General features: G+C 55.2%; 19 protein-coding genes. 13 read left to right on the forward strand and 6 right to left on the reverse strand.

Going from position 1 to position 24,469, the window contains the following annotated elements; all coding sequences use genetic code 11:
- Positions 1–82: 82 nt before the first annotated feature.
- The 3 genes from F1381_RS18460 to F1381_RS18470 all read left to right on the forward strand — a co-directional run bounded on the left by F1381_RS18460 (position 83) and on the right by F1381_RS18470 (position 6,214).
- The gene (locus F1381_RS18460) at positions 83–1,570 is read left to right on the forward strand and encodes a glutamate synthase subunit beta (RefSeq protein WP_151736314.1); all 1,488 of its coding nucleotides are present in this window, start codon (positions 83–85) and stop codon (positions 1,568–1,570) included.
- 462 nt (positions 1,571–2,032) lie between these two features.
- Positions 2,033–3,763: a proline--tRNA ligase gene (locus F1381_RS18465; protein WP_151736315.1), complete on the forward strand. Its 1,731-nt coding sequence runs from the start codon at positions 2,033–2,035 to the stop codon at positions 3,761–3,763.
- A gap of 180 nt (positions 3,764–3,943) precedes the next feature.
- Positions 3,944–6,214 (forward strand): type IA DNA topoisomerase, encoded by a 2,271-nt coding sequence (locus tag F1381_RS18470; RefSeq protein WP_151736316.1) that lies wholly within the window; start codon positions 3,944–3,946, stop codon positions 6,212–6,214.
- Between the two features lie 71 nt (positions 6,215–6,285).
- Here the strand turns inward: F1381_RS18470 and F1381_RS18475 are convergent, their stop codons facing one another.
- From F1381_RS18475 to F1381_RS18485, 3 genes are all read right to left on the reverse strand, one after another.
- Positions 6,286–7,014, reverse strand: a complete 729-nt coding sequence (locus F1381_RS18475) for a DsbA family protein (protein ID WP_151736317.1) — start codon at positions 7,012–7,014, stop codon at positions 6,286–6,288.
- Between the two features lie 134 nt (positions 7,015–7,148).
- Positions 7,149–7,901 (reverse strand): HAD family hydrolase, encoded by a 753-nt coding sequence (locus tag F1381_RS18480; protein ID WP_151736318.1) that lies wholly within the window; start codon positions 7,899–7,901, stop codon positions 7,149–7,151.
- A gap of 46 nt (positions 7,902–7,947) precedes the next feature.
- Positions 7,948–8,871 (reverse strand): ArsR/SmtB family transcription factor, encoded by a 924-nt coding sequence (locus tag F1381_RS18485; protein WP_151736319.1) that lies wholly within the window; start codon positions 8,869–8,871, stop codon positions 7,948–7,950.
- Positions 8,872–9,056: 185 nt separating this feature from the next.
- Here F1381_RS18485 and F1381_RS18490 point away from each other — a divergent pair, with 185 nt between their 5' ends.
- The 5 genes from F1381_RS18490 (at position 9,057) to F1381_RS18510 (ending at position 14,459) form a co-directional block, all read left to right on the forward strand.
- Positions 9,057–10,196: an MFS transporter gene (locus F1381_RS18490; RefSeq protein ID WP_151736471.1), complete on the forward strand. Its 1,140-nt coding sequence runs from the start codon at positions 9,057–9,059 to the stop codon at positions 10,194–10,196.
- Between the two features lie 87 nt (positions 10,197–10,283).
- Positions 10,284–11,009 (forward strand): phosphonate ABC transporter ATP-binding protein, encoded by a 726-nt coding sequence (locus F1381_RS18495; RefSeq protein WP_151736320.1) that lies wholly within the window; start codon positions 10,284–10,286, stop codon positions 11,007–11,009.
- A gap of 36 nt (positions 11,010–11,045) precedes the next feature.
- Positions 11,046–12,332, forward strand: a complete 1,287-nt coding sequence (locus F1381_RS18500) for a hypothetical protein (RefSeq protein ID WP_151736321.1) — start codon at positions 11,046–11,048, stop codon at positions 12,330–12,332.
- Complete coding sequence (locus F1381_RS18505) at positions 12,325–13,023, forward strand: response regulator transcription factor (protein ID WP_151736322.1); 699 nt, start codon at positions 12,325–12,327, stop codon at positions 13,021–13,023. Before F1381_RS18500 ends, F1381_RS18505 begins: the two co-directional genes overlap by 8 nt.
- Entirely contained in the window at positions 13,020–14,459 is a 1,440-nt protein-coding gene (locus F1381_RS18510; RefSeq protein WP_151736323.1) for a sensor histidine kinase, read from the forward strand. Before F1381_RS18505 ends, F1381_RS18510 begins: the two co-directional genes overlap by 4 nt.
- 106 nt (positions 14,460–14,565) lie before the next feature.
- On the opposite strand, the gene F1381_RS18515 is transcribed toward F1381_RS18510, so the two are convergent.
- Positions 14,566–15,786, reverse strand: a complete 1,221-nt coding sequence (locus F1381_RS18515; RefSeq protein ID WP_151736324.1) for a glucose-1-phosphate adenylyltransferase — start codon at positions 15,784–15,786, stop codon at positions 14,566–14,568.
- 229 nt (positions 15,787–16,015) lie between these two features.
- On the opposite strand from F1381_RS18515, the gene glgB reads away from it, so the two are divergent.
- Positions 16,016–17,932: a 1,4-alpha-glucan branching protein GlgB gene (glgB, locus tag F1381_RS18520; RefSeq protein WP_425495283.1), complete on the forward strand. Its 1,917-nt coding sequence runs from the start codon at positions 16,016–16,018 to the stop codon at positions 17,930–17,932.
- Between the two features lie 35 nt (positions 17,933–17,967).
- Entirely contained in the window at positions 17,968–19,395 is a 1,428-nt protein-coding gene (glgA, locus tag F1381_RS18525; protein ID WP_151736326.1) for a glycogen synthase GlgA, read from the forward strand.
- A 125-nt stretch (positions 19,396–19,520) separates the two neighbouring features.
- On the opposite strand, the gene F1381_RS18530 is transcribed toward glgA, so the two are convergent.
- Positions 19,521–20,102 carry a DUF4334 domain-containing protein gene (locus F1381_RS18530; RefSeq protein WP_151736327.1) on the reverse strand — a complete coding sequence of 194 codons (582 nt, stop codon included), beginning with the start codon at positions 20,100–20,102 and terminating at the stop codon, positions 19,521–19,523.
- Positions 20,103–20,129: 27 nt separating this feature from the next.
- Positions 20,130–21,875 carry an alpha-glycosidase gene (locus F1381_RS18535; protein WP_151736328.1) on the reverse strand — a complete coding sequence of 582 codons (1,746 nt, stop codon included), beginning with the start codon at positions 21,873–21,875 and terminating at the stop codon, positions 20,130–20,132.
- 238 nt (positions 21,876–22,113) lie between these two features.
- On the opposite strand from F1381_RS18535, the gene F1381_RS18540 reads away from it, so the two are divergent.
- The 3 genes from F1381_RS18540 to F1381_RS18550 all read left to right on the forward strand — a co-directional run bounded on the left by F1381_RS18540 (position 22,114) and on the right by F1381_RS18550 (position 24,446).
- Complete coding sequence (locus tag F1381_RS18540; RefSeq protein WP_151736329.1) at positions 22,114–22,923, forward strand: transporter substrate-binding domain-containing protein; 810 nt, start codon at positions 22,114–22,116, stop codon at positions 22,921–22,923.
- Between the two features lie 154 nt (positions 22,924–23,077).
- On the forward strand, positions 23,078–23,737 hold the full coding sequence (locus F1381_RS18545; protein WP_151736330.1) for an amino acid ABC transporter permease: 660 nt from the start codon (positions 23,078–23,080) through the stop codon (positions 23,735–23,737).
- Positions 23,724–24,446: an amino acid ABC transporter ATP-binding protein gene (locus tag F1381_RS18550; RefSeq protein WP_151736331.1), complete on the forward strand. Its 723-nt coding sequence runs from the start codon at positions 23,724–23,726 to the stop codon at positions 24,444–24,446. The genes F1381_RS18545 and F1381_RS18550 overlap by 14 nt, the downstream gene beginning before the upstream one ends.
- Positions 24,447–24,469: the final 23 nt, after the last annotated feature.

The raw sequence follows: 24,469 nt of genomic DNA on the forward strand, positions 1-24,469 counted from the left end.
ACTACTTAGAGATAATGCCGCCGGCTTATGATACAATGTACTATACATCAACAAGAAGAGAACGGATGGGGGAAACGTAGATATGTCGACACCTACTGGATTTATGGAGTATAAGCGCCAGCTCCCAGGAGACCGCGATCCCGAGCAGCGCGTGAAGGACTGGGAAGAATTTCATCATCATTTATCCGAGGACGAGCTTCGGACACAGGGTGCACGCTGCATGGATTGCGGAACCCCATACTGCCATACGGGGATCGACATGTCCGGAGGCACATCGGGTTGTCCTGTGCACAATCTGATTCCGGAGTGGAACAACCTGGTTTACCGCGGGCTGTGGCGGGAAGCGCTGGAACGCCTGCATAAGACGAATAACTTCCCGGAATTTACCGGCAGCATCTGTCCGGCGCCTTGCGAAGGCTCCTGTACCGTCGGTCTGATCGGCCAGCCGGTTACAATCAAGACCATAGAGCTGGCCATTGTGAACAAGGGCTTTGAAGAAGGCTGGATCGTTCCGAACCCGCCGGAGAAACGTACCGGCAGGAAGGTTGCCATTGTCGGCTCCGGCCCTGCAGGACTCGCCGCCGCCGCACAGCTGAACAAGGCCGGTCACTCAGTGACCGTCTACGAACGCAGCGACAGAATCGGCGGGCTGCTGACCTACGGCATTCCGACGATGAAGCTGGATAAGAGCGTGGTACAGCGGCGTGTAGATTTGCTGGCGGCCGAAGGGATTACCTTCATTACGAATACGGAGATCGGCAAGGATATCCCTGCACAGCAGCTCGTCGAAGAGTACGATGCGGTGGTGCTGTGCGGCGGTGCAACCAAGCCGCGTGAGTTCAATGTGGAAGGCAGAGAATTGAACGGCGTAATGTATGCCATGGATTACCTGACCGGCACCATCAAGAGCTACCTGGACTCCGGCCTGACCGACGGCCAATACGTGTCGGCTGCCGGAAAGGATGTAGTTGTGCTCGGCGGCGGGGACACCGGCTCAGACTGTGTCGCCACAGCGCTGCGTCACGGATGCAGCAGCATCACCCAATTCGGTACCCACGAGAAAGCCCCGCTGACCCGTGACCCGATTGCCAATCCGTGGCCGCAGTTCCCGAACGTATATACGCTCGATTACGCGCAGGAAGAAGCTAAGGCGATCTTCGGGGAAGACCCGCGCGAATTCTCCATCATGACGACCAAGTTCGTCGGCGATGAAGCCGGCAACCTGAAGGAAGTGCACACCGTTCAGATTCACCGGATGGTGGATGAGACCGGACGCAAGATTTATCAGCCGGTTCCCGGCACGGAACGTGCATTCCCCGCCCAGCTTGCCCTCATCGCCATCGGCTTTGACGGACCGGAGCAGACGCTGGTGCAGCAGCTTGGCCTGGAGACGGACCGGCGCACGAATGTCAAGGCGCGGTACGGCAAGTTCAACACCAGCGTTGACAAGGTATTTGCTGCCGGTGACATGCGCCGCGGACAGAGCCTGGTCGTATGGGCGATCAATGAAGGGCGCGAAGCCGCCCGTGAGGTCGATAAGTACCTGATGGGTTCGACAGTTCTTGTCTAATAGAGTTATAGGATACAGCCGTCATCCGGAAAGACCCGGAGGGCGGCTGTTTTGTTTGCCGGAACAGAACTGCGGTAATGCGTTGCAGGAATAGTCTTGACGGAAACTGTTTTATCCCGTAGATTATTAAATATTATATGCAGAGCAGCGTTGATCAAGGATCTATGCTTCGCCCAAATCGCCTGTACAGAAAGAGGACTCACCGGCTGAAAGGTCCTCCGTAAGCGACAGAAGCATACCCTGCCTTGGGAAGCTGCGGCACTTCGGCCTCCGGGCTTGAAGCCGCCGCCGGCACCGGCCGTTACCCGGATGAAGGACTGCCACGGCGCCAAGGATGCCAAGCGGTTGAATAAGGGTGGTACCACGGCACATTCGTCCCTGACGGATGTGCCTTTTTGCGTCTCGCGGCAGAACAGCTGCGCTGTGGTTTATAATACATGAGCCATGAGAGGAATGAAGGAAATGCGTCAAAGCCAATTGTTCGCCACAACCCTGCGTGAAGCTCCCGCTGAAGCGGAGACAGCCAGCCACCGGCTGCTGCTGCGTGCCGGTTACATCCGCCAGCTGGCGGCGGGAATCTATACCTATTTGCCGCTAGGTCAGAGAGTGCTGCGGAAGCTGGAGGGAATTGTCCGGCAGGAGATGGAAGCTGCCGGAGCCCAGGAGCTGCTGATGCCCTCCATGCAGCCTGCCGAGCTGTGGCAGGCGTCGGAGCGCTATGAAGTGTACGGGAAAGAGTTAATCAAGCTGCAGGACCGTCACGAACGGGAATTTGTGCTCGGCCCTACCCATGAAGAAGTGATAACTTCACTGGTCCGCGGAGAGCTCGCTTCCTACCGCCGGCTGCCGGTGACGCTGTTCCAGATTCAGACCAAATTCCGCGATGAGCGGCGGCCGCGTTCAGGGCTGCTGAGAGGCCGCGAATTTCTGATGAAGGATGCCTATTCGTTTGATCCGGACTGGGAGGGGCTGGATGCCTCCTACACGAGGATGTTCGAGGCTTATCAGCGCATCTTTGACCGCTGCGGGCTCGATTACCGGGCGGTGCATGCCGATTCGGGAGCGATCGGCGGCGAAGGCGGCAGCCATGAGTTCATGGCAATAGCCGGCATCGGCGAGGACACGATTGCCGTCTGTCCGGCCTGCGGCTATGCCGCCAATCTGGAGCAGGCGGAAGCGTCTGCTGCAGAAGTAACCGCTATGCACGCTGATGAAGCCGGTCGGCCCCTTCTGGAGCGGTTTCACACACCGGGTATCCGCACGATCGGTGAGCTACACGATAGGCTAGGCATCGTACCTGAGCAGATTATCAAGACGCTCATCTATACCGGCGGCGGCCAGTCATTCGCTGTCCTGGTCCGTGGCGATCATGAAGTCAATGAGATTAAGCTGCAGAAAACCACCGGTATAACCGGACTGGTGCTGGCCGAGCACGGGGCGGTGGCCGGGCTTGCCGGGGTGGAAAGCGGCTTTGTCGGCCCAGTGGGTCTTGAGCTGACGCTGCTGGTCGATGCCGCTGTAGCCGCGATGCCGTACGGGATTGCCGGTGCCGGAGTGAAGGATTACCACCTGCGCGGTGTGGTGCCGGGCAGAGACTTCGTCCTGAGTCATGTCGGTGATTTCCGCAATGTAGTGGAAGGAGAGGCTTGTCCGCAATGCGGAGCAGCAAGCCTGAACTTCGAACAGGGAATTGAAATCGGCCACGTGTTTAAGCTGGGAACAAAGTACAGCGAGAAGCTGGGTGCCAGCTATCTGGATGCCTCCGGCACCAGCCGGCCGATGATTATGGGGTGTTACGGGATCGGGATTTCCCGGCTGTTAAGTGCAATAGCAGAACAGAATCACGATGAGGAAGGGCTGATCTGGCCCGCTGCGCTTTCTCCCTATCAGGTGCATATTCTGCAGATGTCCATGAAGGACACCGAGCAGACTGCCGCTGCCGAGGAGCTTTACGGGACTTTGACCCGTGCGGGTATTGAGACGCTGCTTGACGAGCGGGATGAACGGGCCGGCGTCAAATTCAAGGATGCCGGGCTGATGGGTATCCCGGTTACAGTGGTCGTCGGCAAAGACGCGGCAGGCCGGAAAGTCGAGTGGAAGAGCCGGAGGGAAAGCGTGAAGGAGCTGATCAGTCTGGAGGAGGGTGTGAGCCGGATATTGGCACTGAAAGGATCCGGAGGGATAACGCAATAGGGCCATGGTTAATCCCCCTCCACAAGGCAGGTGATTCCGGTTACACGGAGAAATTGCCGGCGCCATTGCTTGGACAAAACCGTCGTTTTTGAGAGTCTTCTAAAAAAAACCGCCCAAAAATGCTATAATAGAATACTGCGAGATGTTCAGACTGATAAAGCAGGCAAGGAGCGATTCTTTTTGAAGACACTCATTATTGCGGAAAAACCGGATATGGGGCGGAATATCGCCGCCGCAATAGAACCGAAGGCTAAAAATTACCGCTCTTATCTGGAAGGGGAGCAGTATATCATCACTTGGGCGATCGGGCATTTGATCGGATTGGCCGAGCCTGAGGCTTATGACGGCAAGTATAAGAAATGGAATATTAACGATCTGCCGATTATCCCCGAGGAATTCAAGCTGGTGCCGAACAGCCGCACCCTGGACCAGCTGAAGGTCATCGCCGAGCTTGCCAAGCGCAGCGATCTTCTGGTGAATTCCTGCGACGCCGGGCGTGAAGGGCAGCATATCTTTTCGCTCATCCAGCGGCACCTGAGACTTAGCCAGCCGGTCAAGCGGCTGTGGATTTCCGACCTGACGCCGGAGACGATCCGCAAAGGCTTCCAGGAGCTGAAGGACGGTGCGGAGTATGAGAACCTGACCAAAGCGGCCAAAGCGCGCAGCGAAGCGGACTGGCTGATTGGGATGAACGGCTCACGGGCGTTTACTACCAGGCATAATGTGCTGCTGTCGGTCGGCAGGGTACAGACTCCGGTACTGGCGCTCATTTATGACCGGCAAAAGACGATCGAGGCCTTTTCCTCGCTGAAATTCTTTGAGGTGGAAGGCCATTTTACGCAAAATGAGCTGGCCTACAAAGGAATGTGGCAGGGAGAGCGGATCACCGAGCAGGCCAAGGCGAATGCGATTGCTGCCAAGGTTAAGGGCAAACCGGGGCGGATCGGCTCTTATGAGGTCAAGGAGACGAAGGAGTATCCGAATAAGCTGTACGATTTGACCCTGCTGCAGCGCGAAGCGAACGGCAAGTTTGCCTTCTCCGCCAAGAAAACGCTGGATATCGCCCAGGCGCTGTACGAAAAGCATAAGGTTATTTCTTATCCCCGGACCAACTCCAACTATGTGAACGAGCAGAATATTCCGGAGATGCATAAGACGCTCTCGGCGCTGCAGGGAACATCCTACGATGAGTGGGTCAGGAAAGCGAACCGCAATCTGGTGCACAAGGGCAATAAATTCGTCTGCAATCCGGCCAAAGTCGAGGATCACCATGCCATACTGCCGACTCCCCGCAAAGCCTCCGGGCTCAGTGCGGACGAAATGAAGCTGTATGATCTGATCGTCCGGCGGTTCCTTTCCCAGTTCTATCCGGCGGCGGAGTATAAAGTGCATACTGTGCTGACCGAGGTAGAGGGTGAAACCTTCAAAACCACAGTCAAAGAGCTGCTGAGCCTCGGCTGGAAAGTCATCTATGCCGACCAGAAGAAGGACAAGCCCAAGCCGGCCAAGGGCAAAGGAAAGGACGACGAAGAGGAAGAGGAAGTGGAGGTCAATGAGCCTTTCGCGATAACTCCGGATTTGGGCGTGCAGTGTGCAGACGCCGTCGTTAAGGAGAAGGACACCCAGCCGCCGAAGCAGTATACGGAAGGGACCCTGCTCAAAGCGATGGAGAGTGCCGGCAAGCAGATTGAGGATGAAGAGCTGCGTGATGCCATGAAGGATTCGGGACTCGGTACGCCGGCTACCCGCGCTGCCACCATTGAACGGCTGAAGAATGTCGGTTACATCGAGATGCAGGGCAAGAAGATCGTGATTACGCAAAAAGGGCGCACCGCCATCGAGCTGATCCGCGGCGCCGGCGTTGAGCTGCTGACTTCGCCGGAAATGACCGGCCAGTGGGAACGGCGGCTCAACGAAATCGCCAGAGGCTCCGCTTCCGATCTGCAGTTCATGGAGAATGTGAAGCGCTTCGCATCGATGATCGTCGACAAGGTGCGCCGGCAGTCGCGTGCCGACAAGACTTCCTTTGAATCGGAGACGCCGCCGGCCAAGGCCCGCAGAGGCGGGGGAAGCGCCAGTAAGGCGGAGGGCCAGCCGGCAGCGCGTACCCGTAAGGCTGAGGGCCAGACGGCTGCCCGGGTCCGTAAGCAAGCCGCTGAAGCCAAACCGGACACCGGCGGACCGAGCATTATCGGGCCATGCCCGCGTCCCGGCTGCGGCGGGATGATCTTCATGGGCCGTAAAGGCTATGGCTGCTCGCATTACAAGGAAGGCTGTCAGTTTGTCATATGGAAGGAGAACCACGGCCGGACGCTGACGGACGCCCAGGTCAAGGCGATTGTCGAGAAGGGGCGGACGGGTAAGCTGAAATTAACCGCCGAAGACGGCTCTCCGCGGGAAGGCAAGCTGGTGCTAGCGGATCCTGCCACAGGACGGCTGAACGTGGAATAACGCTGAATAAAGCACAAGAGGATGCATCCCACGGGACGCATCCTCTTGTCTTGTTCAAGAGCGGGACCTGCTTACTCCGCCAGACTCTTCTCTATGGCGGCCGTAAGTCCCTCATACGAGGAATCGGGCAGCAGTTCACCGTTCACCATGAATTTCGGGGTGCCGTTTACGCCGAAAGCCCCGGCAATCTTGAAATCTTCCTTTACATCGTACATGTACGTGTGATCCTGCAAATCCCGGGCAAATTGCTCATAATCAATACCGCTGATGTTTTCCTTGACGAAATTCAGGATGAACTTCTGGGTAGCCCAGATTTTGCTTTCGTCGCCTTGCTGTTCGTACAGCTTGTGCACGTATTCCCAGAACTTCTCATTGCTCTGCCGGTAAATCGCTTCACCGGCACTGGCCGCGAGATAAGAGTCGCGGTCGATAAATGCAAAGTTCATAAAGTACAGCTGTACCTTGCCGGTATCCACATAATCCCTGATGAAGGAGTCCAGGTAGGCCTCGGTCCATTTCTTGCAGGCCGGGCATTTGAAGTCGGCGAACTCCATGACCTTGACTTTGGCGTCCGGGCTGCCGAGCATTGGCTGCTTCTCATATTTCAGGCCGTCCACAACAAAAGTACCTTTGACATCCGTGTAGTTCGGCAGTCCTTCAAGGTCGGCGCCGGCAGTATTCTTGGTGGCCGTCAGCATGTAGAGCAGCAGGATCAGCAGTAGAATGACGGCCGCTCCCAGCAGCATTGGCAGAAGACGGCTTCGCCGGGCCGGGTTTTGCTTTGCAGCATTGCGTTTCATACCTTACCTCCAGGACTATGATTCGGTGATTTCCCACCAAATATTCTAATCATGTCCAGGGAAGGCTGCCTATGTCATTTGTTACAGTGTTCTTCAAAAGGAAAACGGTAGGTCATTGCAGTCCCGGCTCTTAATCAGCCGTGATTAGTGCGCTGCGCCCGTCTGCGAATCACCGGCGGAACCTCGGTGATGGAAGAAATGGTCGTCACCGACTGCTGCATTTCGCGCTGCAGCTCGATCAGGTTGTACAGCCATTCATTCTGCTGCTTCAGATAAATACTGTTGATTCTGGCCGTAACGGCCGGCAGCACATCCGTGCGCAGGGAGTTGCCGATCATCCAGGTGCGTGTCCGGTCGAAGCGGTGGGATTGCAAAATATCCTCCAGCGACTCCACATTTTTGTGCTGGCGGATAAAGATGCGGTCGTCGAAATAGAGGCCAAGCTTCATTTGCTCGATTTTACGCTTCTGGATCATATCGTCTCCGCCTGTATACAGATACAGTTCATGACCTTCCTGCTTCAGGGTGTCCAGTGTCTCTACCATTCCGGGATACGCCTCGATCTCCTGATCGTATACGCTAAGGCCGAGCTTCATAAGCTGCTCCTCCTTCTGCGGATCGGTCAAACGATTGTATTTAGCCGCGAAATAGCGGTACGTGGCAATCAGTGATTTCGGGAAATTTTCGCTGGCCAGACCGCTTGTGCTTACGGTCTCCACATCAATTTCCACCTGTTTGGTGCGGATATCGCCGGTGGTGATGCCTTCGCTTCCGAACCAGTCGCTCATCAGCTCAAAGTACTGCCCGAGGATGAGATCGAAATATTTGTTGCAGTGGACTAGGGTATCATCCAGATCAAAGATGATTTGTTGTTTCAAGGTACTCATCGGGTTCACTCCTTATCTTTGTATCCGGATCTGCCGGCAAATATCATTAAATACGAATGTAGGATTCCAGGAACATCTGCAGCTCGGACGCGCCGTCCGGCCGGATGCTGAACCGCTCGTTGCCTTCCCCGTCATCGCTGAGATGCACCCGCAAGAGGCCGGCGACGCGCAGAATAAGCAGATGGTGCATCAGCATCTCGCTGGTCTGATGAAGATCATACTGCATCTCCCACAGCGTCTTCGGTTCATGGGCAACGTATCGGAGCAGCCGCAGCCGCGTAGGGTCCGAGAGCGCTTTGGTCAGCCGCAGCAGCACGGTAGGCGGTTCATCTTCGTCTTCGGAAGGCACGTCGACCGGATACTGAATGATAATCAGCGTCTTGTAGAAGCAGTAAGTATTAATTGGCCGGTTATGCACGGTTGGAAGCAGCACGATGGTCTCCAGCCCGGTGATGTCGCCGATAACCACACCGCCGGATGCGTATTCAATCAGGGCTGCGGGGTCCATTTTGCTCTCCAGCAGCTTCTTCTCCGAAGCGTCTTCAATCAGCAGCGGCAGGATTTTGTTCTCCGCATGCCGGAAATACTGCTCATACCACAGCCGCAGCAGCGGACCGTAGCCGTTCTTGATCCGAACGCACTCCTCTGCGGTCAATTCCGGCAAGTATTGTGTTACCCGCTCGAGGCAGGCTTGCGGCGACGCGGCTTCCAGGTCATCGAGGAACTGGCCCACATTCACCGCCGAACCGCGGTTATAGGCCAGTGCATACAGCACATCATAGTCGCCGAACGGCCACTCGGCGGCCTGCCGGAGCGCTGCCACCTGCTGCGGCGGAATGCGCCCGTCCAGATCACGTATCCAATCGATGCCGATATCCAGGTTGGAAATCCATTTTTTCGTAACATATAGCATAAAGCTGTCCAGCAGCTCATACACAGGCGAAACGTCGATTTTCAGCTCATAACTCATGAAGCTTGACCTCCCGGAATCTGTCACTTCTATATATTATCTCTTGTTTCAAAGAGGCTTGTCCACTATAATGTTCGGTGTTTGTGGAATCGGCGTCACTTTACATAAGCATTTTTACTTAGGGGGATTCATCCGTGTCAGACAAACTTCCGGCGCCGGCCGCTGCGGGCGGCCGACTGAATTACATGATTTTAATAACGACTATTATCGCTGCAGGGCTCAGCCAGGGGCTGCTGCTGCCGGTGCTGTCGATTCTGCTGGAGCAGAAGGGGGTCTCCTCATCGCTGAACGGCTTAAACGCAGCCGCGCTGTATGTCGGCTCCTTCGCGATGACGCTGGTTGCGGAGCGGGTGCTCGGCGCTGTCGGCTTCAAGAAGCTGATTGCCGGGGGCCTGAGCCTGGTGCTGGTTACGCTAATCCTGTTTCCGCTGTTTCCCGGTATAAAAGCCTGGTTCGTCCTGCGGCTGCTGGTGGGCATCGGCGATTCTGCCATTAACTATGCGGCCCAGCTGTGGGTGCTGCTGATGGCGCCTGCCGAACACCGCGGGCGTAACATCTCGCTTTACGGAATGTCTTACGGGCTGGGCTTCAGCCTGGGACCGCTTGGCCTCGGCTTGCTCCGTTTTGGCGATGCCGCCCCGTTCATCCTTACCGCTGTCCTGTTCGTGCTCGTTCTGGCTCTGGTCCTCTTCAAGCTTCCGGATTCGCATCCGGACAAGGTAGAGCACGGTGAGAATCAGGTCCGGCGGTTCGGCCGGTGCTACAGTCTGGCCTGGTACGCACTGATTCCGGCCCTTCTGTATGGTTACATGGAGGCCAGCCTGAACAGCAACTTCCCTGTTTATGGCTTGCGGATCGGATACAGCACCGACCAGATTGCCGCGCTTCTGCCGTTTGCCGGTATCGGCGGTCTGGTGCTGCAGCTGCCGCTCGGCATCTGGAGCGACCGCTTCGGCCGGAAGACAATTCTGATCATGGCCGGAGTAGGGGGAGGAGCTGCCTTCAGCCTGCTTCCGCTGGCGGGCGACCATTTTGCGCTTACACTCGTACTACTGATGATAGCCGGCGGTCTGGTCGGCTCCTTTTTCTCGCTTGGGCTCAGCTATGCCGCCGATATCCTGCCGCGCCATCTGCTGCCTGCCGCCAATGTCGTCGGTTCTTTCCATTTCAGCCTAGGCAGCATTGCCGGTCCCGGCATCGGCGGCCTGCTGCTGCAATTCGGGTGGAGCGGAGGCGTATTCGCCCTGATGGGCGGTCTATATATTCTGTTCGGTCTGCTTGGGTTATTATTCTCTCCACTCGCCACGAAGAATGATATAGGGTAAACTAAGAACGAGTGCTCGCATGGAATTTGATCCCGCTTTCAGAGTACACTATAGAGTAGAGTTGAAGACAGGGAGAGGGCTGAAGCAATGATTACAGTCGAACATTTGGCCAAAGCGGTCGGCGAAGACAACGTTCCCGTGCTGCAGGATATTGGATTTCAATTGGAGCCGGGGGAATTCGTCGTTCTGCTGGGGGCCAGCGGCAGCGGCAAATCAACCCTGCTGCGCTGCCTGGCGCTGCGCGAGAAATGGGACCGGGGAAATTTTCGCGTAGACGGCATCGATATTCACAAGAGCTTTTGGAGCGGAAGGAAGAAGATCCGCAAGGAATGGGCTTATCTGGAACAGAATGCGGAGCTCAATCCGAACCGCACCGCACTTAAGAACGTACTGATCGGACAAGCCTCCCAGACCCCGCTCTGGCGGATGGTTACCGGGATGGTCCGTTCCGACGATTATATGGGAGCCATGGATGAGCTGGATGCGCTGGGACTCTTGGACAAGGCCAAGCTGAAGACCAGCCAGCTCAGCGGCGGCGAACGCCAGCGTGTGGCTATCGCCCGGGCGCTTGTGCACGGAGCCAAGGTCATTCTGGCGGACGAGCCCGTAACCGGGCTTGACCCCCGCACGGCTGAAGGCGTCCTGGAGACGCTGCGCAGGCTCTGCAAGGAGACTGGACTTACGGTGATCACTGTACTGCCGCTGGAACTGGCTGAGCGCTATGCCACCCGGCTGTGGGTGCTGGAAGACGGAAGAATCAAGTATGATGTGAAAGGCCGCCGTCTGACTTCGCAGGAGCGTCTGAAGTTATAGCCGGCGGAATCACGGGACAAGGAAAGAGTGATGAAGTTGAATAAACGCGTGGTAAGGCGGCTTGCAGCGGCATGGCTGATGCTGGGCATGCTGCCGGCCTGCACCTTCATCAGCGACCCTGTTTCGCAGATGAAGGCGCCGGAGCTGTCGGCAGACAAGGCTTCACTGATGACGGCGATCAATTCCTGGATTCCGGCTGGTTCTTCGTTGATCCGGCCGATTAACGGAGATAATGACAGTTCCATTTTTACCGATGATTTCGACAATAACGGCAGGATGGATACGCTGGTCTTCTACCTGACCCCCAATGAAGCTGTGTTGATCCATGGACTGCTCCTGGAGAAGCAGGAGGGTGAGTGGGTCAAGAAGCTTGTATTTGACGGAAAAGGCACCCAGCTTGATTCCGTGGATATCCGCGATGTGTCGGGAGACGGCACGAAGAACATCATTGCCGGCTATTCGCGCGGCGAGGAGAAGGGGATGGTGGTCTACAACTATTCCGGCGGCGAGCTGGATGAATTGCTGAACCAGCCCTATACGAAATATTTGCTGGATGACCTGAACGAAGACGGCATTGAGGATGTTACAATCGTCTATTTCAAGCGCAACGAGATCGCTACGATTACGACTTATCAATATAATGAAGGCTTTAAGGTACTCGATTCGCTGGATGACATCGATCCGTATTTCAGTAATTATTACAATATTGTCTCAGGAAAAGTGGCCAAGAACAAAGAAGGTATTGTACTGGATTCTGCGGTAGATTCCCGCTCTGCTTATACGACCCTGGTTGTTATGGAGAACAACAAGCTGCGGGTAGTTATTCCCGGCGATGCGCGTACCTTCAAAGACCGGAAGATCGTCAGCAAGGATATCGACAACGACGGCATCATCGAGATCGGGCTGCTTGAACCGCCCAAAGGCTGGGAGTATTTCGATCCGGAGACCATCCCGTATTTCAATTCGTATTACAAATGGGACGGCAAGGATGGACTGGACTTTGCGGCTAAGCTGTACCAGGATCCTGCGGACCGTTTCGTCATCAATATTTCGCCGGAATGGAACGAGAAGGTGACGGTGGATACACGGTCCGTGCTGAACGAATCGCTGAAATTCATCATGGCTGATACGGGGGAGACGGTGGCGGAGGTTTCTTTCTTCACCGAGGACGAGTGGAGCCGGGCGAGAACGGACGGCTGGGAGCTGCTGGGCCGCGATTTGGATAAGTTTATCGGCTACCGAGGTGAACTGGAGCAAAGTACAAGCGGGGGAGACAAAGGCAAAATTACTGCCCCCATTGAAAGGAAGGGTATCGATGAGTAAAGTTTTGATTCTGGAGGATGAAGAATCCATCCGCAGTTTTATCGTCATTAACCTGAAGCGCAACGGGTTCGAGGTGCTGGAAGCGGCTGACGGCAACGAGGCGCTGCACAAGCTGACTTCCGTTCCCGATATTGATATTGCCCTCCTGGATGTCATGGTTCCCGGGATCGACGGGTTTGAGGTCTGCCGGCGCATCCGGGAGACCAACGAGCGGATCGGAATTATTTTTCTGACGGCCAAAGTGCAGGAGCAGGATAAGGTCTATGCGCTGTCAGTGGGGGCTGATGATCATGTCAGCAAACCCTTCAGTCCGACCGAATTAATTGCGCGGATTCAGTCACTGCTGCGCCGGGTCAACGTGCACCGCGAGCAGTCGGCCAAGGTCTCGTTTCACTCGGGACCGTTTACGCTGGATCTGATCTCCAAGCAGTTTAAGAAGAACGGAGAACTGATTGAACTGACACCAACCGAGTTCTCACTGGTGCAGTTTTTCCTGGAGAAGGAGAATACGCCGCTTAGCCGTGATGTACTGCTGGATCATGTCTGGGGCAAGGAATATATGGGCGACCCCAAGATCGTGGATGTCAACATCCGACGGCTGCGCCAGAAGATCGAAGGCAACCCCTCAGAGCCGGAATTCCTGCAGACCGTATGGGGACACGGCTATAAGTGGAAGGGCCAAGGACAATGATCAAGAAGGGGATGCGCAGACAGATTGTACTGCACTATATTCTGGTGGTCTTTGTGGCGCTTCTCCTCGTTGAGGTTATCTTCCTGCTGGCGATCCGGACCTATTACTACGATAGTGTGTACAGCAAAATCGAGACCCAGATCGGCGCTGCCGAGAATTTTGTCATGTACAGGTTCACGGGAGAACCGTCTCCCGATCAGCTGCAGAAGCTGCTTGATTTCTTCTCGATGACGAATACGGAACTGCAGATACTGAATGTGAACGGCGATATCCTGACGACCTCGACCGGCTTCCAGCAGAATGGTACCATTACAACCAGCGATGTTCCCGAAGCAGTCGGCGGCAGCATCGGGCGCTGGGTCGGCAGACAGCCGAGCACGAACGAGAGCGTAATGGCGGTCTCCAAAATGGTACAGCTCGGCCGTGAAACGTATGTGATGCGGTATCTGACCTCCATGGAGGATATCGACAGCAGTCTGCTTAATCTTACACTCGTGTCCATCGGCATCGGGTCTGCAGTCATGGCGGTGGTTGCCTTATTCAGCATCGGGCTGGCTAACTCGATCGTTAAGCCGCTAAATAATATAACGGCGGTATCGGCGCAGATGGCCAAAGGGAAGTTCACCACCCGCATCAAGGGAGATTACCGGTATGAGATCGGGGATCTGGCCTCCACGCTTAACTATATGGCCGATGAAATCATCCGCAGCAACCAGATCAAGGATGAATTCATCTCCTCCATATCCCATGAGCTGCGCACACCGCTAACAAGCATTAAAGGCTGGAGCGAGACGCTGATCTCGGGCGGTTATGATCCGGAGGAAACGAAGCTCGGAATGAGTATCATCTCACGGGAGAGCGACCGGCTGATCGGGCTGGTGGAAGAGATTCTCGATTTCGCCAAGCTGCAGCAAAACGAGATGAAGCTCTCCATCGGGCTGGTGGATATAAAGGTAGTGCTGCAGGAGACGATTCTGAATATATGGGCCAAGGCGGAGAAGAAGCGGATCCGGCTCGTGCTGGAATGCGGCGAACCTATCTATATCAAGGGGGATCCGAACCGGCTAAAGCAGGTATTTCTGAATCTCGTGGACAATGCTGTGAAGTTCTCGCCGGAGGACTCCAGCATCGTCTTGTCGGCAGAGGCATTGCCTGCGGGCGAAGCGGCTGTTACCGTGCACGACAGCGGCATCGGCATCAGTGAAGCGCATCTGGCCCGCGTCCGGGACCGGTTCTATCAGGTCGATTCACTGAACGGCGGCACAGGACTCGGGCTGGCCATTTCGCAGCAGATCGTAGAGCTGCACCACGGCAAGCTGAAGATGGACAGCGAACTTGGCAAAGGGACTCGGGTCACGGTTTTTCTGCCGCTGACCGATGAAACTCCGCCGGCGCCGGAAAGCCCGGAACGCAGCGGGAATGAGCCGGATGCATAAGACTCATCCGTCAGGCGGCAGCGGGATTGCATCACACACCAATAAATAAGGGCTGTGAACCGGTCGGATGACCGGGACACAGCCCTGTTTGCAGTGCTTAAGTATGTTAGGAAGGAAGGCCTTCAGCTCGCAGTCTGCCGGTCTTCTCGTAGACCTCCTGCAGAAGACGCGAAGGCTGGGTCCGGATGACCGGTTTGGCGGCAACGATCTCATGAGGACCGACGACGACAATGTTGTCGGGGCTGCCCTTGATGATTGCTCCGTCCTTAATAACGGCGCCTTCGCCGATGATGGCATTCTCGATCAGCACGCCGCGCCCGATGCGGGCGCCCGGCATCACGACGCTGTGCTTAATCATGCTCAGCTTGCCGATCTCCACGCCGCCAAAGACAACGGAACGCTGCAGGTTGCCTTCCAGCAGGCAGGACTCGTTCACCAGGCAATCCGCGGCCAGCACCGGCACACGCGGCTTATGGACGGATTTCATCCGGCGCGCCCGGCTGTACATCGGCCAGTGGGCATTGTCGAGCCGGAAGCCGTTGTTCTCCTGGAGCAGATCCATATGAGCATCCCAGAGGCTGGAAACGGTGCCGACATCTCTCCAGTAGCCTTCGAAGCGGTAGGCGAAGAGGTCGTCATTGCCTTCCAGCATCGCCGGAATGACATCCTTACCGAAGTCATGGCTGGATTCAGCATTTTCCGCATCGCGCAGCAGATGCTCCTTCAGATAATCCCAACGGAACAAATAAATGCCCATGGAGGCCAGATTGCTCTTCGGCTCCTTCGGCTTCTCGGCAAACTCGGAAATCTTCAGCTCCGCGTTCACATTCATGACGCCAAAGCGGCTCGCTTCGTCCCAAGGCACCTCCATCACGGAGATGGTTGCCTTTGCCGCCCTTTGGACATGATAGTCCAGCATCTTCCGGTAATCCATATGGTAAATATGGTCTGCGGACAGAATCAGCACATGCTCCGGCGCATGCTCGTCGATAAATGCAATATTTTTATAAATGGCATCTGCTGTACCGGTGTAGCTATCTCGGCCGTCCACTCCCGATGGCAGCAGTTTTACGCCACTGTCCTTTTTCGTATGAAGTCCCCATGGTTCCCCTTCCCCGATATGATGGTGCAAGGAGTTCGCCTCATATTGCGTCAGCACCCCGACAGTATCAATCCGGGAATTTACACAATTGCTGAGCGGAAAATCGATGATTCTGTACTGTCCTCCGAAAGGGACTGCAGGCTTTGCCATAGCTGTGGTTAAGGGGGCCAGTCTGCGGCCTTCCCCGCCTGCCAGGAGCATGGCGATACATTCTTTCTTACTCATTTGTTATCCCTCCCATTTTTTTGTCAATGCTTGTAATATAAACGGACAGGAAGCCGTTGAAACGACTTAATGCAAAATAGTTGCGCAGTTTGCACAAAAAATTGCACAGATTTTTTTTATTCCGGAAAACTCCCAATTATGACTACAAATCATTTTCAAACGCCGGGCATTCGGGTAATGTATTAGGTGCATTCCAAATATATAGAGGTGATGACATTTGCCTGACATCCTGAATCAGGAATACTTACCGACTTCCGATGATATTTACCTGTTCCATGAGGGCACTAATTACCGCAGCTACAGGACGCTGGGCGCGCACATTGCCGCTGAAGATGGGGAGGCGGGGGTACGCTATACCGTCTGGGCTCCTCATGCGACATATGTAGGAATTGCTGGAAATCACAATGGCTGGGACGGAACAAGCGATGCGGACTCGTTATATAAGATACCCGAATCGGGATTTTGGAGTCGCTTTTTTCCGGGCGTTGAACTGGGAACTTTATACAAATACCGAATCACCGGTGCAGACGGCACCAGCTTCCTGAAAGCCGATCCGTATGCTTTTAAGGCCGAGGTAAGGCCGAATACCGCGTCCGTTGTGGCGGACCTTGGCGGATATACATGGGGGGATGCCGCCTGGCGGCGTAGGTCCAAAGTCCCTTACAGCCAGCCTGTCAATATTTATGAGATGCATGCCGGTACCTGGCGCCAGAAGGAAGACGGCAGCTTGTATACGTACCGCGAGCTGGCGGATCTGTTGATCCCTTATTTACTGGAAATGAGCTATACCCATGTGGAGTTCATGCCTTTGGCTGAGCATCCTTACGATTTATCCTGGGGCTATCAGGGGACGGGGTATTTTGCCGCTACGAGCCGTTACGGGGAGCCGCAGGATCTGATGTATCTGATCGACCACCTCCACCAGGCGGGCATCGGCGTGATCCTGGATTGGGTTCCGGCCCACTTTGCCAAAGATGCGCACGGGCTGCGGATGTTCGACGGGGCGCCGCTGTACGAATACGCTGATCCAATGCTGGCGGAGAAGCCGGGCTGGGGGACATTGTCCTTTGATTTCAGCAAACCGGAAATCTCTTCATTCCTGATCTCCAATGCGCTCTTCTGGTTCGAAATGTATCATATCGACGGCATGAGGGTCGATGCGGTGACCAGTATGCTGCGTCTCGATTTTGAAAAAGGCAGCCACCAGTACAGGCGCAACGTGAACGGCGGCCTGGAGAATCTGGAGGCGATCAGCTTCATTCAGCGCCTGAATACGGCCATCTTCCGTTATTATCCGAAAGCGTTGATGATGGCTGAGGAATCCAGCGCCTGGCCGGGCGTAACTGCACCGGTTCATGAAGGCGGCCTCGGGTTTAACTACAAGTGGAATATGGGCTGGATGAACGATACATTAGGTTACATAGAGCATGATTTTTGGGCGCGGCCCCATCATCATAATTTGCTGACCTTTCCCATTGCCTATGCCTATTCGGAGAATTATACGCTGCCGCTTTCGCATGACGAAGTTGTACACGGCAAGAAATCGCTGCTGGACAAAATGCCCGGCGCCTACGAGCAGAAATTCGCGGGTCTGCGGCTTCTGCTGGGCTATCAGATCACCCATCCCGGCAAGAAGCTGCTCTTTATGGGCGGCGAATTCGGCCAGTTCATCGAATGGAAGGATCAGGATCAGCTGGATTGGCTGCTGCTGGATTACGAGAGCCACCGCCGGATGCTGGCGTTCACAGCGGCGCTCAATAAGCTGTACGTCTCGGAGAAGGCGCTCTGGGAGCTCGACCATGATATGGCCGGCTATCAATGGCTCACTGCTGATGACAGCGCCCAAAGTGTCTTGTCCTACGTCCGCCGGGGCAAGAAGCCGGTCGACACGTTGATTGTGCTCGTCAATTTCCAGCCGGTAGAGCGGCAGAGCTACCGGATCGGCGTACCGCGTCCGGGCATCTATGAAGAGCTGTTCAGTTCGGAGAACACGGAGTTCGGGGGATCGGGATTCCATAATCCGCCGCTGAAGAGCGTCAAGCAGGAATGGCATAACCAGCCGAACAGCCTGGAGCTGACACTTCCTCCGCTAAGCTTCATTGTGCTTAAGAAGGCGGGGCGCAAGACGAAGACAGACAAAGAATAGCTTGGTCCGATCGAATCTGATGAGGGGGAAAATGCATGAAAGTACTATTCGCCGCAGCTGAAGGGCATCCGTTCGTCAAGACAGGCGGATTGGCCGATGTGATTGGAGCACTGCCCAAAGCGCTGAAGAGCGCGGGGGTGGATGTGCGGGTGATTTTACCTAAATATAAAGCAATTCCAGAGGCTTACACCAGCCAGCTCGAGACGGTTGCCGTGCTCGAAGTGCCTGTAGGCTGGCGCCGGCAGTATTGCGGCATCCAGAAGCTGGTGCTGGAAGGCGTTCCGGTTTATTTTGTCGACAATGAGTATTATTTCGGTGCCCGGGACGGGATTTACGGCTATATGGACGACGGTGAGCGCTTCGCCTACTTCAGCCGGGCGGTGCTGGAATGCCTGCCGGTGCTTGACTTTCAGCCGGATGTATTGCATGCCCATGACTGGCACACGGCTGTAATTCCGCTTCTGCTTGAAGGGCACTACCGCCAGGATCCTTACTATAGCGGGATGAAGACGGTATTCACTATCCACAATCTGCTTTATCAGGGGATTTTCCCATATTCCGTGCTGGGCGACCTCCTGGGGCTCTCGGACAATTATTTCCTGGGAGTCGAGTATTACGGCAACATCAGCTACATGAAGGGCGGCATTGTGTACAGCGACTATGTGACGACCGTCAGTCCGACCTATGCCGAGGAGATCCGGACACAGCATTACGGATATGGCCTCGACGGGCTGCTCAGCTCGCGTTCGGACCGGCTCGTCGGCATTGTCAACGGCATTGATACCAAAGCGTACAATCCGAGCTCCGATCCGCAGATCTATACGCGCTACCGTTCGAACCTCGTGAAGAAAGCGGAGAACAAGACCGGGCTGCAGCAAGAACTGGGATTGCCGGTAGATGGCAGCATCCCGATGGTGGCCATGGTCACCCGGCTTGTGGATTCCAAGGGCCTTGATCTTGTGCTGCGCGTCTTGGATGAGCTGCTGTACTTCGACGATATCCAGTTTGTGCTGCTGGGTACGGGTGATCCGCTGTATGAGAACTGGTTCCGGGAAGCGGCATACCGCCATCCATCCAAGCTCTCGGCGCAGATTACCTTCAGTGACGCCCTGTCCCGCAAAATCTACGCCGGCAGCGACATCTTCCTGATGCCTTCGATGTTCGAGCCGTGCGGCATCAGCCAACTGCTGGCGCTACGCTACGGCAGTATTCCGGTGGTGCGGGAGACCGGGGGGCTGAACGATACGGTTCAGGCTTACAATGAGGAGACCGGGGAGGGCAACGGGTTCACGTTCCTGAATTTCAATGCGCATGACATGCTGTATACGCTGCGCCGGGCGGTCAGTTACTATCATCAGCCGGAGCATTGGCGGAAAATTGCCAAGAATGCGTTCGCAGGCGATTATAGCTGGAACGTCTCCGCGCAGCAGTATATCGATATTTACAGCGAGATTTCCGAATAGCTATAGCCGTGCACAGTAAAAAGCACTTCCATCGCCGCAAAGGCAGGGAAGTGCTTTTTGTTTACCGGCAAAGTACTTAATTCTGCCAATAATTACAGATGCTTTTATAGGGATTCGCCCATAAATTAATGTACTTGATCCGGTTTCCCGACTTTAATCTCCTTGGTTTCCCGCTCCAGCACGAAAAAATAACGGGGACCGGACTCTCCTTTAATGTCCATTACGCCCAGCAGTGTATCTCCGTCGATTCTGCGGAAATGATCGATGATCGGCTGCCGGTCATAGACCATGGCGGCGCCCAGCTTCCCCCGGTACTGGATGAACCGCAGCCTGGCTTTGGCATGACGGGTTCCCAAGAGCGGCGAAAAGAGCCGGAACAGCGCTCCGGCCGGAGCGCGCGGAATCGCGCCAAACGGAAGGCTAAGCGGCAATAAGCCCGGATTCAAGCGGAGCAGCCGTCCGCTGCGGCGGGAGAAGAGGAGCGGATGCACGGTCTCATCGTCAATGAACTCCTTGCCATACCAGTTGAGGGCTTCGAGCAGCCCGTCGAGGGGATGCCCGGAGAACAGCCCCCGTCCGCGCCAGCGTCCGCGGAGATGCTCCGTTCCGGCGGGCTCCAGCCCGTCAAACCAGGCGAAGGCCTCCTTTTGCGAAAGATGTCCGGTGTCTTGACGCCAAGGAGGCTTTGTAAGGTTACGGTATTCCACACTAACGTCCCTCCCATGCGTAAATGCTTAACCCAGCTGCCGGCTGAGAATCCGGTAACCGTAAGGATCGAGCGAAATATGCATAATACCGTCCACCGGTGCAACCGGTTCTCCGGTCAGCGCATCCTGCCAGTCGTCCGTCTCCATCGGGTGGCATAAGGTCCTTGGCTGCGGGGAATTGTTCATCCACACTGTAAAATGGTTAATCTCGTCCGCCCGCTCATAGACGATGCATGGGTCGCCTTGGCATGCCTCAAGAATCCGGAACCGGCCCTCCCGCAGTGCCTTGTTGTCTTTGCGGAGGGCAATCAGCAGCTTGTAGAAATCGTACAGCTCACGGTCCTGTTTCTGTTCATCCCACTCCATGCATTTGCGGCAGTCCGGGTCCTCGCCGCCCGTCAGGCCGATCTCGTCGCCGTAATAAATGCAGGGGGTTCCCATAAAAGTAAACAGAAAGACTACAGCCAGCTTAAGACGCCGCCGGTCACCGCCGACGACGGTCAGGAGACGCGGCGTATCGTGGCTGCCCAGCAGGTTGAAGACGACTTCGTTCGTCTGCTGCGGGTAACGCATCAGGAGCCCGCCGATCCGCTCGCCGAAGGTGATGCTGTCCATACCTCCGTTAAAGAATTCCAGCACCGTCCCGGAGAAAGGATAGTTCATGACGGAGTCGAACTGGTCGCCGAGCAGCCAGGTGAGGGAGTCGCTCCATACCTCGCCGACGATATAGGCTTCGGGATTCACCTGCTTGACGACCTTGCGGAAGTCGCGCCAGAAGTGATGGTCAACCTCATTGGCGACATCGAGCCGCCAGCCGTCCACCTTGATCTCCTTAATCCAATATTCGGCGACCTCAAGCAAATAAGCTTTGACTTCCCGGTTGGCGGTGTTGAACTTCGGCATATTGCCGTAGAAGCCAAAGGTGTCATAGGTCGGGATGCCGTTCACCGTGCAGGCCGGAAAGGCGTTGATATGGAACCAGTCCTTGTAGACGGAGAATTCGCCTTTTTCCAGCACATCCTGAAAAGGAGGAAACTTGTCGCTGCAATGATTGAACACGGCGTCCAGCATGACCCGGATACCCCGCTTATGGCATTCCTCGACGAGCTTCTTGAGCAGGTCATTGTCCCCGAAGTGGGGATCGACCCTTTTGTAATCAACAATGTCGTATTTGTGGTTGGAAGGAGAGACAAATAAAGGAGTGAAGTATATCGCATTGATGCCGAGTTCTTGGAGATCGTCCAAATGGTTCAGTACCCCCTGCAAATCCCCGCCAAAAAAATTATCGTACTTCGGGGTCCCGCCCCAGGGCTCGGTGCCCTCGGGATCGTTGTCCGGGTCGCCGTTGGCGAACCGTTCGGTCATGATCTGGTAGAAGACTGCATCCTTGGCCCAGTTGGGTACCCGGAACAGGTCGACGGCGTGTATGTAGGGGAATTCGTAGAAGTGGGTTGGAGGTGCGGGACAATCGCTGCGGATACCGTTGTCCAGCAGATATACACTTTCCTGTTCCCTGCTGACGCGGAAAGTATAGCTCAGACGCTTATATTGCGGCCGGACCGCGGCTTCCCAGTAATCGAACATATCGTCCGATGCCGCTTTGTCCATCCGGATTTCACACGAAGTGTTTTTCCAGTCATATTTGTCGCCGGTGAGGGCTACAACGCTGTCCACATCATCTTTTTTGGTGCGGACACGCAAATGAATCGTTTTGTTGTCGTAGGCATACGCCCACTTGTCACGGGGGACATGGTACATCGCTTCCAAGAGCATGACAGCACCTCCTAAAAGTGTCGTAGCTAGTTAATACCACCACCGGAGCCGTCATGAATCAATTCCGGTTAATCTTAAGGCAGGTGGAGATATTAGCTAGTATACCCTCAGGGGATGGGGCTTTGCAAAATAGGAATGTTGTTGTCACAAATTTTTCTTTGCATATTCATGCGTTGTCCTTTATAATAAATCGGGTTGCTGACAACGAGACTAATGAGAGAACAGGGGAGATACAGAGATGAACAAATGGGGTAAACTTTCTTTGGGACTGCTGCTTGCAGGTGGACTTTTGGCCGGATGCGGCTCTAACAACACAGATAACTCTGCTGCGGGGAACTCGGACAGCGGTGCTGCGGCCAAGAAGCTGATTCTGGGCACCAGCGCGGATTTCCCTCCGTATGAATTCCATAAAATGATCGACGGCAAGGATACCATTGTCGGCTTTGACATTGACATCGCCAAGGATATCGCAGCGGATATGGGCGCAGAGCTGGAAATCAAGGATCTTCCTTTCGATTCCCTCTTGAACGAGCTGTCCAGCGGACGCGTGGATATCGTTATTTCCGGTCTGAGCCCGACTCCGGAACGCGCTGAAGCGGTAGGTCTGTCCGATATTTACTATCAGGCGGAGCAAGCCGTAGTGGTCCGTGAAGCCGATAAAGACAAATTCGCAACGATGGACGCGCTGAAGGGTGCGAAGCTTGGTGTCCAGACCGGCTCCATCCAGGAAGAGATCGCCAAGGAGATTGAAGGCGCACAGCTGACATCCCTGGGCAAAATTTCCGAAATCGTCCTGCAGCTGCAGTCTAACCGTGTGGACGCCTCCATCATGGAAGGACCGGTTGCCAAATCTTTCGTCAAGAATGTAGACGGCCTGGTTATTGCCGATGCTGTGCCAGAGGTTGAAGACGACGGTTATGTAATCGGCGTGAAGAAAGGCAACGACGAGCTGCTGGAGCAAGTGAATACTACACTCAAGCGCCTGCAGGATGAAGGCAAAATCGACGAGTATGTAGCTGCAGCCAGTGAGCTTGCCGAGAGCGAATAAGTCACTTTAAACGTGATTTCCGGGCGCTGAGCCCGTCACAGAAGCTGCAGATATACGCAGCGAATGCTAAACCTTTACGGAAAATGGCGGCAATCCGCCGTTTTCTATTTTTTTGAATAATTATAAATATGGATGACGGGAGGTTATGCCGGAAATGAATTTCTTTGATCTTGCTTATGAATACCGCAGTTTTTTCTTCTCCGGTTTAAGGTACACGCTGCTCCTGGCGGTTCTGGGCGTTTGCTTCGGCTTTGTGCTGGGGATTATCGTCTCCTTGCTGCGCATGTCGAAGTGGAGGGTGCTCCGCTTCATCGCCTCCGCGTGGGTTGAGTTTCTCCGCGGGACACCGATGCTGGTACAGCTGTTCCTGATTCATTATGGACTGCCGGAGTTCGGTCTGGAGTTCTCCCCGATCCAGTCAGGCGCCATTACACTGACCATCAACAGCTCGGCCTATTTGGCTGAAATCTTCCGCGCCGGTATCCAGGGAGTGGACCGGGGACAGGTCGAAGCGGCACGGTCGCTCGGAATGCGTCAAGGGATGACCATGCGTTACATTGTGCTGCCGCAGGCGCTGAAGAATGTGCTGCCGGCCATCGGCAACGAGTTCATTACCATCATTAAGGAATCGTCCATCGTATCGATGATCGGCGTGGCGGACCTGCTGTTCCAGGCCAGAACCATTACAACCATCACCTATGAGGGTCTCAGTCCGCTCGTAGTCATCGCTGTCATGTATTTCGTATTGACATTTACACTGTCGAAGCTGCTTGGCATGGTCGAAAGGAGGCTGAATACGGATGATCGCCATTAATGGTCTGCAAAAGCATTTCGGCAAACTGGAAATTTTGAAGGGCATTGATCTTGAGATTAAGCAAGGCGAGGTTGTTGTCGTCATTGGACCCAGCGGCTCGGGCAAGAGTACCTTTCTGCGCTGCCTGAATCTGCTGGAGGTGCCGACCGGCGGTTCGATTACCTTTGAGGGTCAGTCGATTACCGACAAGAAGCATGACATTAATGTTACCCGTGAGAAAATGGGCATGGTGTTCCAGCAGTTCAACCTGTTTCCGCACAAGTCTGTGCTGGAGAATATTATGCTCGCTCCGGTCAAGGTTAAAAAGGTCGCTTCCGCCGAAGCCGAACGGATCGCGATGGACCTGCTCCGTACGGTCGGGCTAGAGGACAAGCGGGACGCTTATCCGGCCCAGCTCTCCGGCGGGCAGAAGCAGCGGATTGCCATTGCCCGCGCGCTTGCCATGCAGCCGCATGTCATGCTGTTTGACGAGCCGACCTCGGCGCTAGATCCCGAAATGGTCGGCGAGGTGCTGGAAGTCATGAAGAAGCTGGCGGAGCAGGGCATGACGATGGTCATCGTCACCCATGAAATGGGCTTCGCCCGTGAGGTGGGTGACCGCATTCTGTTCATGGACGGCGGATATATCATCGAACAGGGTACGCCGGCTGAGGTATTTGGCCATCCGCGGCATGCCCGGACCAAGGATTTTTTGAGCAAAGTCCTCTAGGGGACAGAGGAGGAACGGCGGCT

This window comes from Paenibacillus tengchongensis (assembly GCF_008973665.1).
Classification (GTDB): domain Bacteria; phylum Bacillota; class Bacilli; order Paenibacillales; family Paenibacillaceae; genus Paenibacillus_AQ; species Paenibacillus_AQ tengchongensis.